This window comes from Microbacterium barkeri, assembly GCF_027921765.1.
GTDB classification, from domain to species: Bacteria; Actinomycetota; Actinomycetes; order Actinomycetales; family Microbacteriaceae; genus Microbacterium; species Microbacterium barkeri.
The window spans coordinates 41,194-55,697 of sequence record NZ_BSEJ01000005.1; the positions used below are offsets into that span (position 1 = coordinate 41,194).

The window sequence follows — 14,504 nt, forward strand, 5'->3', positions numbered from 1 at the left end:
GAGACATGCAGGATCGAAGTGGGCGGAAGGGCGGCGGGGTCAGGCCCCCGCGCGGCGCTCGGGGATCCAGATGCGCATCGTGGAGGGGCCCCGCTCGGCCCACTCGTGATACGGGATGAGCGGCACGTCGACGATCTGCTCGTCGTCTGCGACCTCGGGGTCTCCGAACGGCCACGGCAGGTCGACGGGGCGTCGGATGGCCAGGCGCGCGACGACGCGTCCGTCCTCTTCGCGCAGGGGCGCGTCGGGATCGATCGCCACGACATCGACGCCGATCCCCGCGGGGAGGTCGACCGATTCGAGCGCCAGCACCTCGGGGCCGCGCTCCACCGCCACCGCGCCCCGGATCGCGTCGATGCGCGCGTCCGGCCGCGTGAGCCGCGGGGCGACAGGGAGGCGCAACGTCACGACATCGCCTGCGGAGAACGCGCGACGCACGGTCGCGTACCCGGGTTCCGCCGCGAGCGTCTGGACCCCGCCGTCCGCCGAACGGACCTCGAGCGCTGCTCCGACCGCCCAGCTGGGCACGCGGAGCGAGAGCGTCCACTCCGCGTCCGCTGCGGCGTCCACGGTGACGCGGATGTCGCCGGCCGCGGGGTAGTCCGTCTCCACGTGCAGTGCGACGTCGTGCCCGGCGACCGTCGTGGAGATCGTGGCCGGAGCGTACTGGTGGATCTGGAGCCCCTCCTCGTCGACGGTCGCGACGTACGCGGCGAGGCTGGCGAGGGTGCGGGCGACGTTGGGCGGGCAGCACGACACCTCGAACCACGGCGCGCGCAGCGACGACTCCGCACGCGCGGACGGCGCATCCGGGTCGGCGACCTCTCCCGGCGTGCGCTGGTGCAGCGTGTTCGCGTAGTAGAACGCCGTGCCAGCGGAGGAGGGCGACGTCGCGACGACGTTGTACAGCGTGCGCTCGATGAGGTCGGCGTACTTCGCCTCCCCGCGCTCGAGCAGCAGACGCCAGCTGAACTGGACCGATGCGATGCCCGCGCAGGTCTCGGAGTAGGCGCGGTCGGGCGGCAGCTCGAAGTCGGCGCCGAACGCCTCGTCCTGGTGGTGGGCGCCCTGCCCGCCGGTGATGTACGTGCGGCGGGCGACCGTGTTGTCCCACTGCCGCACGAGCGCCGAGGACAGCTCGCCGTCGGCCGTCTCGACGGCGACGTCGAGTGCCCCCGACGAGAGGTAGTTCGCGCGCACGGCGTGGCCGCGGAGGACGTCGGCCTCGCGGATCGGGATGTCGTCCTGGAAGTACGAGCGGCCGAACTCGATGTCCGCGAGCACGCCCGTGCCGTGCCGGTCGACGAAGAGCTTCGCCTGCGCGATGTAGCGGGGCTCGCCTGTGACGCGACCGAGCTCGACCAGTCCCGTCTCGATCTCCGCGTGCCCGCACATCGACGGGATGCCGTCCTCGCCGAACACCTCGCAGACGAGGTCGGCGGCGCGTGTCGCGATCTCGAGGAGCCCGTCGTCGGCGCCGGGCTTCGTGCGTGCCCGCGCGACCGCGGCCTGGAAGAGGTGCCCGAGGCAGTAGAGCTCGTGCCCCCATTCGAGGTCGGACCACCTCGGGCCCTGACCGGGGCGGCCGAACCGCGTGTTCAGGTACCCATCGGGCTCCTGCGCCGCGCCCACGACCGAGACGACGTCGCGGAACACGCGCTCGAGCTCGTCATCGGGGGCACGGCCGATCTCCCACGCGAGCGCCTCGAGGTACTTGTAGACCTCGGAATCGGAGAACTCGCGACCACGGCGCCCCTCGGGCAGCCCACCGGCGACGGCGAGCTCGAAGTTGCGGATCCAGCCCTCGCGCTCGAGCCACGTGCCGATGTGCGCGAGCGTCGCGCGCCGGTTCACGCGCTGCCGAGCGCCCCAGAACCCTCCCGTGATCGCGACCTCCTCGATCCCCAGGGGACGCAGCGCGCCCGAGCTCGGCAGGACAGGAGCGGCAGCCGCCGCGGTCGCGCGGTGCGATGTGGTGAGTGTCATGATCATCCCTTGAAGGCGCCGGACATGAAGCCCTGCACGTAGTGACGCTGGAGAACGAGGAACAGGAGCACGCAGGGCAGCGCGAGGACAGCGACCCCGGCGAGCGTGGCGCCGTAGTCGATCACGCCCATCGTCTGGCCGCGCAGATTCGCGACCGCGAGCGGCAGCGTCATCCGATTCGTGTCGCTGATGAGGATGAGGGGCGCGATGAAGTCGTTCCACGCGGTGAGGAAGGCGAAGAGCCCCACCGTGATGAGTCCCGGCTTGGTCGCAGGCAGCAGCACGCGCCACAGCGCCGAGAAGCTGTTGCAGCCGTCGACGAGGGCGGCCTCGTCGAGCTCGCGCGGGATCGACTCGAACGAGATCCGCATCATGAACGTGGAGAACGGCAGCTGGAACATCGTGAGCACGAGGGCGACGCCCACGGTCGTGTTGCCGAGGCCGAGGCCGTTGAGGATCACGTACAGCGGGATGAGGAGGGTCGCGTACGGGACCATGAGGATGGCGAGGGTCGTGAGGAACAGCGCGGTCTTCCCCGGGAACGAGAACCGGGCGAATGCGTATCCGCCGAGGAACGAGATCACGAGCGTGAGGATCACGGTGAGGCCCGACACGACAAGCGAGTTGCCGAGGTAGACCCAGATGCCCGCCTGGAACTCGGCGAGCGTCGCGTAGTTCCCGAGACCCCAGCCTTCCGTCTGACTCGTGCCGGCGCGCGGCGCGAACGACGACACGACGGCCCAGACGAGCGGGTAGAGGAAGACGGCCGCGAGCGCGGCCGAGAAGATGCCGAACGGCGCCCTCGCGAGCAGCCGGCGCCATCCGCCCTGCCGCGGCGCGCGCGACGCGCCGCGGCCCTCCGTGACGATGACCTCGGTCTCGGTCGGAGCGAGCGCGGTCATGTCAGCTCTCCTCTCCGCCGCGGAGCACCCGCAGCTGGAAGACGTTGATGACGACGAGGGCGATGAGCACGATGACCGACAGCGCCCCCGCGATCCCGAGGTCGTTCTGCCCCTGGAAGGCCATGGAGTACATGAGCTGCACGACCGTCATCGTGGAGTTGTCGGGACCGCCCTTGGTGAGGATGTAGAACTGCTCGAACGCGAGCAGCGAGCCCGTGACGCACATGACGATCGTGAGCGCGAAGGTGGGCCGCATGAGGGGCATCGTGACGTGCAGGAAGGTCTGCAGCTTCGAGGCCCCGTCGATGCGCGCCGCCTCGTACACCTCGCCCGGGATCGCCTGGAGGCCGACGAGCATGAGCAGCATGTAGAACCCCGTGAAGCGCCACACGATGAGGAAGACCGTCGCCCAGAGCGCGCCGCCCGGCGTCCCGAGGATCGTGAAGCCGGATGACTCCATCCACTCCGCGAACGGACCCGCGATCGGCGAGTACAGGACATAGAAGAGGAGCGACGCCGAGGCGAGGCCGAGGGCGCTGGGCACGAGGAAGGCGGTGCGCAGGAACGACCGCCACCGCGACGACTCCTGGACGAGCAGGGCCAGCCCGAGGCCGAGGCCGATGAGGAGGACCGTCGCGGCGATCGTGTAGATCACCGTGAAGCGGATGGCCTCCCAGAACAGGCGGTGGTCGACGGCGGCGACGTAGTTGTCGGGGAAGTTCCAGCCCCGGAAGCCCGCGAGCAGCGGCCAGTCGCCGAGTGACATGGCCACGACGAGGACGAGCGGGACGACGAAGAGAACGCCGACGAAGAGGGCGGTGGGCGAGGCGTACAGCCATCCTTGGATGGCGTGCGCGCGCTGCGCGCGGGTCCGCCCGGGACGTCGCGCGGTCGTGGCGGCGGTGGTCATCGTGGATCCTTCTGTCCGATGCCGTCGGGGCGCTCCGCTGCGGGGAGCACCCCGACGGCGGCTGTCACTGCGAGAGGATCTCGGTGATCGCGGCGTTGTCCTCTTCGAGGGTTCCGCCCTCGCCGAGCACCTCGTTGCGCACGAGGGTGAGCCAGGGGCTTCCCGCGGCGTTGAAGGCCTGCTGGAAGTTGACGGCCACGGGGGTGTCGCCCTGGGCGGCGACCTCGTTGATCGTCACGAGGCGCGGGTCGGCCGATGCGTGCTCGTTGTCGGCGAGGTCTCCGCGGGAGACCACGTTGCCGTTCGCCGCGAGGACGTCGACCTGCGTCTCCTCCGACATCATCCACGCGAGGAAGTTCCACGCCTGCGCAGAGAGCTCGGAGTCCTTCGAGATGCCGATGCTGTCGCCGCCGACGAAGGTCGAGGCGCCGCCGTCGACGGCGGGGAGGCCCGCGACGCCCGCGTCGAACTCGAGGGCCGGGAGGAGCGTCGCCGGGTACGGCATGATGCCGACCTTGCCCTCCTGGAAGCCGGCGACCCACGTGGCGCCGGTCTCGTCCTCGGACCCGGGCGCGACGACGCCGTCGTCGACGAGGCCCTTCCACGTGCGGTAGATCTCCTGCGCCGCCTCGCCGTCGAGGAGCGACTCGGTGCCGTCCTCGCTGAGGACCTCCTCACCCGACGCCCAGATCGACGGGAACCACGTGAAGAGCAGGCAGCCGCCGCAGTTGAGGCCGGTCGAGGTGCCGGAGACGCCGTCCAGGCCGAGCGCGTCGACGTCACGCGCGATCTCGGCGAACTCCGCGATCGTCTCGGGGGCCTTCTCGGGGTCGTGGCCCGCCTGCTCGACGAGCTCCTTGTTCCACATCATGACCGAGAGGTCGAGCACGAAGGGCAGCGTGTACTCGGCATCGTCGATCGTGCCGGCCGACATGTGGCCCGCGTTGATGTCGTCGGCGTAGTCGAGCTGCTCGACGAGCGGCGAGATGTCCTGGAAGAGCCCCTGGCCCGCCCAGTTCGGCACGTAGACGACGTCGGCGGCGAACAGGTCCGGCAGCCCGCCGGACCCCGCGGCCGCGCCGACCTTCGCCACGTAGTCGTCGTTCGGGACGACCGTGAGCTCCACCTGGTTCTCGTGCGTGGCGTTGTACTCCTCCACGAGCAGCTTGGCCTGCGCCTCGATCGGCGCACGCGTCCACAGCGAGAGGGTGGAGCCGTCGTCGACGCCCTCGGCGGGGATCTCGTCGACCGCGGCCTGGCCCCCGCTTCCGCCCGAGCACGCCGTGAGGCCCACCGCGAGCGCGCCCGCGACGGCGAGTCCTGCGGCGCGCATCGCTGTGCCGCGCCGGATGGTCGTGATCATGTGTCTGCTCCTCTGGCTCTTCGTTGAGCGAGCACGCCGCCGTTGCCGCCGATGCTCGACACGCCGCACGAAAGCTTTCGAAACGGCTTTCGTTGAATCTAGCGGCGACACTTCGGGCCGTCAAGCACGACCGCGCAGAAATCCATGTAACGGTTTCGAGACTGTGGCACGCTAGAGCGATGAGCACGGAGCGCAACGGGCGGGCCGCCACCCTGAACGACGTCGCGCAGCGCGCGCGCGTCTCGGCGGCGACCGCCTCCAAGGCACTCAACGGCCGCACCGACGTCGCAGCGGCGACGAGGGCTCGCGTGCTGGCGGCAGCCGAGGAGGTCGGGTTCACCCCCAACGCGGTCGCGCGCGGCCTCACCGCCGGGCGCACGAGCACGGTGGGACTCCTCACGAGCGACCTCGACGGCCGCTTCGTCCTGCCCATCCTCATGGGTGCCGAGGACGCCTTCGGCGCGGGGCGCATCGACGTGTTCCTGTGCGACGCGCGCGGCGACGCCGTCCGGGAGCAGCATCACCTGCGCGCGCTGCTCAGCCGCAGGGTCGACGGGATCATCGTCGTGGGCGACCGCACCGATCCCCGCAGGAGCCTCGGCCGCGCGCTGCCGGTCCCCGTGGTGTACGTCTATGCACCGTCCAGCGATCCGCGCGACCTGTCGCTCACGCCCGACAACGTCGAGGGCGGCCGTCTGGCCATCCGCCATCTGCTCGCGTGCGGCCGCAGCCGCATCGTGCATATCGGAGGCGACCCCTCCTATGCCGCCGCGCAGGATCGCCTGAGCGGAGCACAGGAGGCGCTGGCCGCGGCCGGCACGGCCTTCGCGGCGGAGCCGATGCTCGGCGAGTGGTCGGAGCACTGGGGGCGGGCGGCTGCGGCCCTTCTGCTCGAGCGCGATCCGGAGATCGACGCCGTCTTCTGCGGCTCGGACCAGATCGCGCGCGGCGTGCTCGACGCGGCGCGCGACCTCGGACGCGACGTGCCGCGCGACCTCGCGGTGATCGGCTTCGACAACTGGACGGTGCTCGCAGAGAACTCGCGTCCGCGCCTGACGACGGTCGGCGTGGACTTCGAGGCGCTGGGTCGCACCGCCGCGCAGCACCTCTTCCACGCGTTCGACGACAACGGGATCGAGAGCGGCGTCCTGCACACGCCCGTCCAGCTCGTCGTGCGCGGAACGACCATCCCGGTCGGCTGAGCGCGGGACACGACGCAGGAGATCCGCGGCCGACACGCCCCGGAATCCGGTTCCCGCAGCGCAGGCCGCCGAGAACTCCTGCACTGTGTCCCGCACACGCACCCCGATGCCCGCGGCAGGCTCTGCATGTCTCACTCTCGGCGGCTTCGCGCCCGCCAGAACCGAGAAGAGTGAGACATGCAGGGGCGTCAGAGCGCGATCGGCGTCCGACTCGTCAGAAGGCCCGCGTCGGCGAGGAAGCGCTCGAGCGCGATGACGGCGATGCCGGTGGACACGGTGCTCCCGCCGATCGTCGACACGCCGAGCTCGACGTCGGCCCCGGCCGTCCCGGGCGCCTGGTCGCGCAGGTGCTCGCGGGTCGCCGGCAGCAGGCGGTCGCCGAGCGCCCAGGCCGTCCAGCCGGTGAGCGTCACCACCTCGGGGTTGACGACCGCGACGAGATCGGCGAGCGCCGAGCCCAGGTACCAGGCGGTGCGCGCGATCGTCCCGTCGACCGCCGCATCGTGCTCGGGCCCATCCGCCGCCCCGGCCATCGCCTCGATGAAGTCGCGCTGCGAGTCGAGCGCGAGAAGCGGATGGTCCGGGGCGATCTCGCGGAGCGTCTGCCGGATCCCGGGCGCTCCGACGTACGCCTCGACGCAGCCGCGGCGGCCGCAGCGGCACCCGCGGCCGTCGAGCGCGAGCAGCGAGTGCCCCCACTCCCCCGCGAGATTCGTCGCTCCGCGCAGGATGCGCCCCTCGAGCACGATCGCGGCGCCGACGCCCGTGCCGAGGTTCACGGTGACGAGACTCGAGTGCGACCGGCCGCGCCCGAGCCACAGCTCGGCCGTCGCGATGACCTTGAGCGGGTTGTCGATGACGAGCGGCAGCCCCACCCGCTCGCGCAGGCGGTCGAGCTCGACGGTGTGCCAGGTCCAGTTCGGCACGAGCACCGAGACGCCGGCGGGCGCCTGCACGAGGCCCGGGAGCGAGACCCCCACGCCGAGCACATCGCGCCGGTCGACGCCGCCCTGCTCGAGCACGCGGTCGAGCGCGCTGCCGATCGCCTCGACGACTGAGTCGGGGTCGAGGAGGTGCTCGTCGCGCTCGACGTCGACGAGCGCGATCTGGGTGAGCGCCGTGTCGAACAGCTCGGCGCGCACGTAGGTCTCGGCGACGTCGATGCCGACCACCCGGCCGCGATCGGGGTTCATCGCGAGTGTCGCCGTCGGCCGCCCGATCCGGCCGACCGTGACCTTGGTCTCGACGACGATGCCCTCGACGAGGAGCTCGCCCACCACCGTGGCGACGGTCGCCGGGCTGAGTCCCGTCGTGCGGGCGATCTCGTTGCGCGTGGTCTCGCCCTGCGACAGCAGGACATGCAGCACGTCGAGCCGCGACTCGCTCCGGATGTCGCGCGACGTGCGCCTCGAGACAGCCATGTTCACTCCCGCACCGCGGCCATCCGCATCGGGTCCGCCGCCGCGGCGGGCGATCCCGGCGACCGGTCCCCCGCCGGTCGTCGCCAGTATGTCACGGCCCGCACTCCACGATCGTCTCGGGGAGCCCCTCGGCCCGGAGGCGCACGACGGCGCCGGCGTCCGCGCGCACGAACACGGCGAGCCGCCCCTCGAGGGTCCGCCGCTGCGAGCTCGCGTAGGGCGTGACGTCGGCGAGGTCGCCGTTCTCGATCCCGAGCAGCTCGCCGCCGGAGACCTCGACTGAGACCATCCGCTCGTCCCGCGCCGATCCTCCGTCGGCGTCGCGCAGCGCGCACTCGATCTGCACGAGACCGTCGAACGGGGCGCCGTCGAGAGCGAGGCCGGCGTCGGCGCAGCGGCGCGCCGCATGCTCCGGGGCCTCCCAGACGACCGCGTCGAGGCGGGCGGCCGCCCCGCGCGCGCGGAGCTCGTCCCGTGCGACGACGGCGCCGTCGCGGACGATCTCGAGCACGAGCGGCGCGGAGCGCACGTCGATCTCGGCCGTCCAGAAGCCGCCCTCGTCGTCCCATGCGAGCGGGATCGCGTCGCCTCCGCACGTGAGCCGCGGCTCGCCGCCGCCCGCGAAGCAGAGCACCTCGACCCGCTCCCCGCCCTCCCATGCGCGCGAGACGGGACGGCTCCAGAAGCTGCGCGGGCCCTCCCCTGCCGGCCGGGTCACGAGATGCGCGACGGGCTCGTCGGTCCACCAGCTGCGCCGCAGGTGCCACGTGTGCTTCGCGAAGCCCGCGAGCGTGAGCAGCCCCGCCCCCGAGCCGTGCACGGGCCATCCGTGGGCCTCGCCGAGATAGTCGATGCCGGTCCACAGGAACTGCCCCGCCACGTAGTCGGCCCGCACGACGTGCTGCCACTCGGCGTAGCCGTGGCCGTTCTCGCTGCCCAGCAGAGGCTTGTCGGGGAACCGCGCGTGGTCGGCCTCGTACAGGTGCTCCTTGTAGTTGTAACCGACGACGTCGATGTCGTCGAGGAAGCCCGTGAGGCTCGACAGCTCGGGGAAGGCCGCCGCGATCGTCACGGGCCGCGTCGGGTCCTTCGCGCGGACGATCGCCGCGAGCCGCCGAGCGATCGTCGTCAGGCGCCGGATGTCCGGGCGCGACGGATCGTAGACGCGCTCGGCCGCGGGCTTGCTCGCGTCGTTGTTGCCGGTCATCTCGTCGAAGAGGGGGCTCGCATACGGGTCGTTCGGGTAGTCGATCTCGTTGCCGATGCTCCACGCGATGATCGACGGATGGCCGCGATGCGCGTCGATCATGGCCGCGAGGTCGCGCTCGTGCCACTCCGGGAAGTCCTTGGCGTAGCCCTCGTGCCGCGGCGGGTACACGTTGTGCCCCTGCCACCACTTGTTCTTCGGGTTCTCCCACTCGTCGAAGGCCTCGTCGATCACGAAGAGGCCGAGCGCGTCGCAGAGGGCGTACAGCTCGGGGGCGTGCGGATTGTGGGCCATGCGCACGGCGTTCGCGCCCATCTCCTTCAGCCGCAGCAGGCGCCGCAGCCACACGGCCGGAGGCACGGCGGTGCCGAACGGCCCCGCGTCCTCGTGCAGGCACACGCCCGTGAGCGTGCGCGGCTCGCCGTTGACCGAGAAGCCCGCGTCGGAGTCGAAGGCGACCGTGCGGATCCCGACGGTCTGCGTGTAGCGGGCGGATGGCCCCCGATCGGGCACGAGGGTCGTCGACAGACGGTGCAGATGCGGATCGGTGTCGGACCAGAGCTCGGGATCGGGCACGCGCGTCTCGCTCTCGACGTCGGCCGCGCCGCCCGCTGGCACCTCGACGGCCGCGTCGAAGGCGTGCACGCGCCCCGATGTCAGGGAGCGCAGCTCGTGCCGGACCTGCACCGATACCGGCTCGGGGCCGTCGTTGACGAGGGTCTGGACGACGCGCACGACGGCCTCGTCGGCGTCCGCCGACAGGGTCGTGAAGGCTGTGCCGTGCTCACGGAGGCGCACGGCCTCGTGCACCTCGATCTCGACGCCGCGGGTGATCCCCGCGCCGTTGTACCAGCGCGAGTCGGAGAGGTCGGAGTGATCGACCCGCACGCTCAGCACGAGGTCGTCGTCGGGCGCGTACGAGAGGATCTCGGTCAGGTCGAACGAGAACGCGGCGTACCCCGACGGCCGTCCGCCGAGGTGGTATCCGTTCGCCCAGACCTGCGCGTTCTTGTAGACCCCGTGGAACACGAGGCGCACATGCGGGGCGTCGGCGAGCTCGCCCATCGGCGCGTGGGCGCGGTACCAGCCGACGCCGCCCGGCAGATATCCCGTGCCGCTCGAGCAGTCGCGCGAGAACTCCTGCTCGACGCTCCAGTCGTGCGGCACCCTCACGGCACGCCATGCGGTGTCGTCGAAGCCCTTCTTCCACGCGTCGGGCTCGTCGCCGAGGTGGAAGCGCCAGGGGATGATGGGGTTCGCGCGCACGCGCCTACCTCTCGCTCGAAGAGTCGATGTACCGGCTGAAGACCCGGTCGAGCACGCTGCCGATGACGATGGCGAGCCCGCCGAATCCGATGAGGAGCCACAGCAGGCCGTAGCCGGTGGCCTGCGGGGAGAAGATCGTGACGACCGCCGACAGCACGAGGACGGTCAGGATGAGGAACGTCGAGAGCGGGTGCCGCAGGGAGAGGAGCCGCGCGTTCCGGAGGACCTCGGGGATGGTCCCCTCGAAGGTCGCGAGATAGGGGAAGACGTAGACGGCCCACGCGACGCAGAAGAACACGACGACGTACCAGATCGCGAGGAGGGCGAACTCGAGCATCGGCGGGACCCCGACGCCGTTCACGACGACGAACCATGCGGCGAGCGCCGCGCCGACGAGCAGCATGAGCAGCCACAGGGCCGTCGCCTGGCGGAGGTTCCGCCGGAAGGACCGGAGGAAGTCGCCCGTGACCGATTCGCACGCGCCCGTCGCGAGCCTCCGCCCCGTGAAGCTCAGCGCGGTGAGCGATGCGCCGATCGTCACGACGGGCAGCGACGCCACGATGAACAGGCCGTTGAGGATCATCGCGTCGGCGACGCGCGTTAGAAACCGCATGAGCGCGGAGTCCGCCGCGAAGATGCCGTTCATCCTCTCCCCTTTCGAGATCGGGCGGGCCCGCGGTGCGCGGGCCCGCCCTTGCCGATGCAGGCGCTCAGTCGCCTGCGGTCACTGGCTCTCCGCCCAGGCGTCCGTGTCGGCCTGGACCGAGGCGAGGGCGTCCTCGTAGCCCGCGTCGCGGAGCTTCTGGCGCATCTCCTCGATCGCGGCCTCGGGGTCGTCGAACTTGCCGTACTGCAGCTGCGGGATGTACTCCGAGAACACCGCGCCCATGGCGGCGAGAGTCGGATCGATCGCGTCCTTGTTGAACAGGAGGGTCGAGTACGGGTAGTCCTTCGCCTCGGCGTCGAGCTGGTCGTAGAGCTCCTGCTTGTTCTCCGCGTCGGTGACCCGCGGCAGCTCGTACTCGTCCATGCGGCCGGCCCAGAAGTTGGCGCCGAGCGCGTCGGTCGACGGGTCGTAGCCCTCAGGGTTGTCGAGCTTGCCGTCGTCCGTGATGACGTAGTCGGTGCCCTCGATGCCGTAGTTGATGAGGCGGTACGACTCCTCGTCGTTGCGGAGCATGTCGTACACCTCGAGCGCCTTCTCCGGGTTCGCCGAGGTCGCGCTCACGGCCATCGCGCCGTGCGTGAGGATGTCGCGGAAGTAGTTGCCGTTCTCCTGGCCCCAGTAGAAGAACTTGGGGTCGGATCCGGGCTGGCGCTCGTTCATGTTGTGCACGATGCCGCCCACGAACGTCTGGGTGTGGTGCTGGTCGGCGCCCGACAGACCCGAGTAGAAGAGCTCGCGGGTGTCGCCGTCGTAGTTGAGCGCGTCCTCGCGCCACACCCCGATGTCGTTCCACTCCTTGGCGAGCTCGGCGGCCTCGAGCAGCTCGTCGCCCTCCATGTACCAGGACGTGACCGTGTACGGGTCGGACTCCGACGTCTGGAACGGGTAGTAGATGCCCGCGCTGATCTGCTGGATCGTCTGCAGGTCGGTGTGCCCCTGCAGATAGCCCGTGAGGGCGGCCTCGTTCGTGCCGGCGACATCCCACGGGTAGGCCTCCGGCTTGTTCTCCTTGACCCACTGGAAGTAGGTCGTGAAGTCCTCGAAGGCCGTGATCTCGCCGTTCTCGAAGCCGGCCTCGGCCGCCCAGTCCCCGCGGTAGAAGAACCCGTGGTTCGTCCACTGGGTGAAGTTGTCCTCGGGGATGAAGTAGATCTGCCCGTCGTCGAGCTTCGTGAGATCCCAGTGCCCGTCGGCTTCGACCTGCTCCCACGTCTTCGGCGCGTGCTCCTGGAGCATCTCCTCCGACAGCGGCAGGAAGGCTCCCTTCTCCGCGTTCTCCCACGCGAACAGCCAGTCCGTGGCCGTGGTGATGAGGTCGATGTTCGAGTCGCCGGAGAGCAACTGCACGTTGTACTGCGTCTGCCAGTCGGCCCACTCGACGTAGTAGAGGTCGAGCGTCGCGCCCACCTCCTCGGCGAGGCGCTCGTTGAGCTTCTCGAGCATGGCCTCGACGCGCCCGTTGGTCGGTTTGTCGCCGAGCACGAGCATCGTGATCTCGGCGGTGCCGCTCGACTGCTCGCCGTTGCCGGCGGTGCACGCCGACAGCATGCCCGCACTGACGCCCACGGCGAGCAGCGCTGCTCCCGCTCGGACGATGTTCCTTCTCATGTGAGACTCCTTCGGCTCATTCCTGGTGGAGGGGTGGGATCGGGTTCAGCCCTTGACGGCGCCGACGGTGATGCCGGTGACGAAGTACTTCTGGACGAACGGGTAGACGAGGAGGATCGGGCCGGTCGCGATCACGGCGCTCGCCATCTTGAGGGTGTTGCTCGGCAGCTCGGAGATCACCACGTTGTCGCCGGCGACCGAGTTGCGCAGCGCGTTCGCGGTGTTGATGACGTTGTAGAGGTAGTACTGCAGCGGCTTGAACTCCACGGAGCTGCCGAGGTAGAGCGATGACAGGTACCACTCGTTCCAGTAGCCGAGAGCGAGGAAGAGGCCGATCGTCGCGAGGGCCGGCTTCATCATCGGGAGCGTGAGCTGCGCGAAGATCCGGAAGTCGCCCGCGCCGTCGACCTTGCCCGACTCGACGATCTCGTACGGGACCGTCCGCATGAAGTTCTTCATGAGGATGATGAGCCACGGCGTCATGAGCAGCTGCAGGAAGACCGCGAGGTAGCTGCCGCGCAGCCCCAGGTCACGCCCCACCCAGAGGAAGGTCGGCGCGAGGCCCGCGGAGAACAGCGTCGTGAAGTAGATGAAGAACGAGATGACGTTGCGGTACCGGAAGTCCCGGCGGAACAGGGCGTACCCCGTCATCGAGATGATGAAGAGCCCGATCGCCGTGCCCGCGACCGTCATGATGATCGTCACGGCGTAGGAGCCGAGGATCTGCCGGGGCGAGTTGAAGATGTACTCGTACGCCGTGAGCGTGAAGCCCTTCGGCCACAGTCCGAACCCGCTCTTCATGATCTCGGACTCGCTCGAGAACGACGCCGAGATGATGAGGATGAACGGCAGCGCGCAGAACAGCGAGAAGAGCGAGATCGTCACATACGAGATCGCCTTGAGCGTGTAGTCGCTCTTCGCGAGCTTGATGGTCGTCGGCCGCCCGGTCGGGCCGCCGCGGCGCTTCCTCGCGTTCGCGGTCGTGACCGCCTCGGTGACCGTGGGCGGGGGGACGAGCGTCTCAGAAGATTGCATAGTCCTTGTTCATCCTTCGCACGACCCAGTTCGCCGTCATCACGAGGGCGAAACCGAAGAGGGATTGGTAGAGGCCGACCGCGGTCGACGTCGTGAAGTTGTTCTGCGACATGACCATCCGGTACACCGAGGTCTCGATGATGTCGGTGGTCGAGAACAGGGCGGCGTTGTTGCCGATGAGGTTCCAGAACAGGCCGAAGTTGCCGTTCATGATCCCGCCCAGCGAGAACAGCAGCAGGATGATGAACGTCGGCTTGAGGCTCGGCAGGATGACGTAGCGGATCCGCTGCCACGCCGAGGCCCCGTCGATCGCCGCGGCCTCGAACAGCGTCCGGTCGATGCCCATGATCGCCGCGAAGTACACGATCGACCCGTACCCGGTGCTCTGCCAGAGGTGGACGAGGATGATGATGAGCGGCCACGCGCCCGCCGTGCTGTAGATCTTGATCGGGTCGCCGCCGGTCGACTCGATGAGGGCGTTGAGCGCGCCGGTGTCGTAGTTGAGCAGGTTGAACGCGATCACGCCGATGAGCACGACCGAGATGAAGTACGGCAGGAACATCACCGTCTGCGTGACCTTCTTGAAGTACTTCGAGGCGATCTCGCTGAGCATGATCGCGAGCGCGATCTGCAGGATGTTCCCCAGCACGATGAACGCGAGGTTGTAGAGGATCGTGTTCCGCGTGAGCAGCCAGAGCTGGCCCGACTTGATGAGGAACTCGAAGTTCTGGAACCCCACGAACGGGCTGCCGAAGATGCCGTCGCGGTAGTTGAAGTTGGTGAACGCGATCCAGATCCCGGGGAGCGGCGCATAGCTGAAGATCGCGAAGAACACGATCGCCGGGATGCACATGAGGATGAGCACCCTGCTGTGCCTGAGATCCTTCAGCAGCCGTCGTCTGGGCTGCACCCTGTCCGTCACGGACATCCTCTGCCT

The 14,504-nt window shown here is 69.7% G+C and carries 11 protein-coding genes; 1 reads left to right on the forward strand and 10 read right to left on the reverse strand.

Annotated elements, in window-relative coordinates; all coding sequences use genetic code 11:
• Nucleotides 1–39: 39 nt before the first annotated feature.
• The 4 genes from PKE79_RS06640 to PKE79_RS06655 form a co-directional block, all read right to left on the reverse strand.
• Nucleotides 40–1,986, reverse strand: coding sequence for a glycoside hydrolase family 127 protein (locus PKE79_RS06640; RefSeq protein ID WP_271172894.1), 1,947 nt, complete (start codon nucleotides 1,984–1,986; stop codon nucleotides 40–42).
• A gap of 2 nt (nucleotides 1,987–1,988) precedes the next feature.
• A complete protein-coding gene (locus tag PKE79_RS06645; RefSeq protein ID WP_271172895.1) occupies nucleotides 1,989–2,888 on the reverse strand; it encodes a carbohydrate ABC transporter permease in 900 nt (299 codons plus the stop codon).
• A gap of 1 nt (nucleotide 2,889) precedes the next feature.
• Nucleotides 2,890–3,798 (reverse strand): carbohydrate ABC transporter permease, encoded by a 909-nt coding sequence (locus PKE79_RS06650; protein ID WP_271172896.1) that lies wholly within the window; start codon nucleotides 3,796–3,798, stop codon nucleotides 2,890–2,892.
• Between the two features lie 64 nt (nucleotides 3,799–3,862).
• Entirely contained in the window at nucleotides 3,863–5,161 is a 1,299-nt protein-coding gene (locus tag PKE79_RS06655) for an ABC transporter substrate-binding protein (RefSeq protein WP_271172897.1), read from the reverse strand.
• 179 nt (nucleotides 5,162–5,340) lie between these two features.
• On the opposite strand from PKE79_RS06655, the gene PKE79_RS06660 reads away from it, so the two are divergent.
• A complete protein-coding gene (locus PKE79_RS06660) occupies nucleotides 5,341–6,363 on the forward strand; it encodes a LacI family DNA-binding transcriptional regulator (protein ID WP_271172898.1) in 1,023 nt (340 codons plus the stop codon).
• A gap of 188 nt (nucleotides 6,364–6,551) precedes the next feature.
• Here the strand turns inward: PKE79_RS06660 and PKE79_RS06665 are convergent, their stop codons facing one another.
• The 6 genes from PKE79_RS06665 to PKE79_RS06690 all read right to left on the reverse strand — a co-directional run bounded on the left by PKE79_RS06665 (nucleotide 6,552) and on the right by PKE79_RS06690 (nucleotide 14,489).
• Nucleotides 6,552–7,784: an ROK family transcriptional regulator gene (locus tag PKE79_RS06665; RefSeq protein ID WP_271172899.1), complete on the reverse strand. Its 1,233-nt coding sequence runs from the start codon at nucleotides 7,782–7,784 to the stop codon at nucleotides 6,552–6,554.
• Nucleotides 7,785–7,875: 91 nt separating this feature from the next.
• On the reverse strand, nucleotides 7,876–10,257 hold the full coding sequence (locus PKE79_RS06670) for a glycoside hydrolase family 2 TIM barrel-domain containing protein (RefSeq protein ID WP_271172900.1): 2,382 nt from the start codon (nucleotides 10,255–10,257) through the stop codon (nucleotides 7,876–7,878).
• A gap of 4 nt (nucleotides 10,258–10,261) precedes the next feature.
• Nucleotides 10,262–10,903 (reverse strand): YesL family protein, encoded by a 642-nt coding sequence (locus tag PKE79_RS06675; RefSeq protein WP_271172901.1) that lies wholly within the window; start codon nucleotides 10,901–10,903, stop codon nucleotides 10,262–10,264.
• 78 nt (nucleotides 10,904–10,981) lie between these two features.
• The gene (locus PKE79_RS06680; protein ID WP_271172902.1) at nucleotides 10,982–12,532 is read right to left on the reverse strand and encodes an ABC transporter substrate-binding protein; all 1,551 of its coding nucleotides are present in this window, start codon (nucleotides 12,530–12,532) and stop codon (nucleotides 10,982–10,984) included.
• 45 nt (nucleotides 12,533–12,577) lie between these two features.
• The gene (locus tag PKE79_RS06685) at nucleotides 12,578–13,567 is read right to left on the reverse strand and encodes a carbohydrate ABC transporter permease (protein ID WP_271172903.1); all 990 of its coding nucleotides are present in this window, start codon (nucleotides 13,565–13,567) and stop codon (nucleotides 12,578–12,580) included.
• Entirely contained in the window at nucleotides 13,554–14,489 is a 936-nt protein-coding gene (locus PKE79_RS06690) for an ABC transporter permease (protein WP_271172904.1), read from the reverse strand. Before PKE79_RS06690 ends, PKE79_RS06685 begins: the two co-directional genes overlap by 14 nt.
• Nucleotides 14,490–14,504 lie beyond the last annotated feature (15 nt).

What these genes read in the sequence shown, in the direction of transcription:
- PKE79_RS06640 (WP_271172894.1), bottom strand. Translation starts at nt 1,986, where the DNA reads ATGACACTCACCACATCGCACCGCGCGACCGCGGCGGCTGCCGCTCCT.
- PKE79_RS06645 (WP_271172895.1), bottom strand. Translation starts at nt 2,888, where the DNA reads ATGACCGCGCTCGCTCCGACCGAGACCGAGGTCATCGTCACGGAGGGC.
- PKE79_RS06650 (WP_271172896.1), bottom strand. Translation starts at nt 3,798, where the DNA reads ATGACCACCGCCGCCACGACCGCGCGACGTCCCGGGCGGACCCGCGCG.
- PKE79_RS06655 (WP_271172897.1), bottom strand. Translation starts at nt 5,161, where the DNA reads ATGATCACGACCATCCGGCGCGGCACAGCGATGCGCGCCGCAGGACTC.
- PKE79_RS06660 (WP_271172898.1), top strand. Translation starts at nt 5,341, where the DNA reads ATGAGCACGGAGCGCAACGGGCGGGCCGCCACCCTGAACGACGTCGCG.
- PKE79_RS06665 (WP_271172899.1), bottom strand. Translation starts at nt 7,784, where the DNA reads ATGGCTGTCTCGAGGCGCACGTCGCGCGACATCCGGAGCGAGTCGCGG.
- PKE79_RS06675 (WP_271172901.1), bottom strand. Translation starts at nt 10,903, where the DNA reads ATGAACGGCATCTTCGCGGCGGACTCCGCGCTCATGCGGTTTCTAACG.
- PKE79_RS06680 (WP_271172902.1), bottom strand. Translation starts at nt 12,532, where the DNA reads ATGAGAAGGAACATCGTCCGAGCGGGAGCAGCGCTGCTCGCCGTGGGC.
- PKE79_RS06685 (WP_271172903.1), bottom strand. Translation starts at nt 13,567, where the DNA reads ATGCAATCTTCTGAGACGCTCGTCCCCCCGCCCACGGTCACCGAGGCG.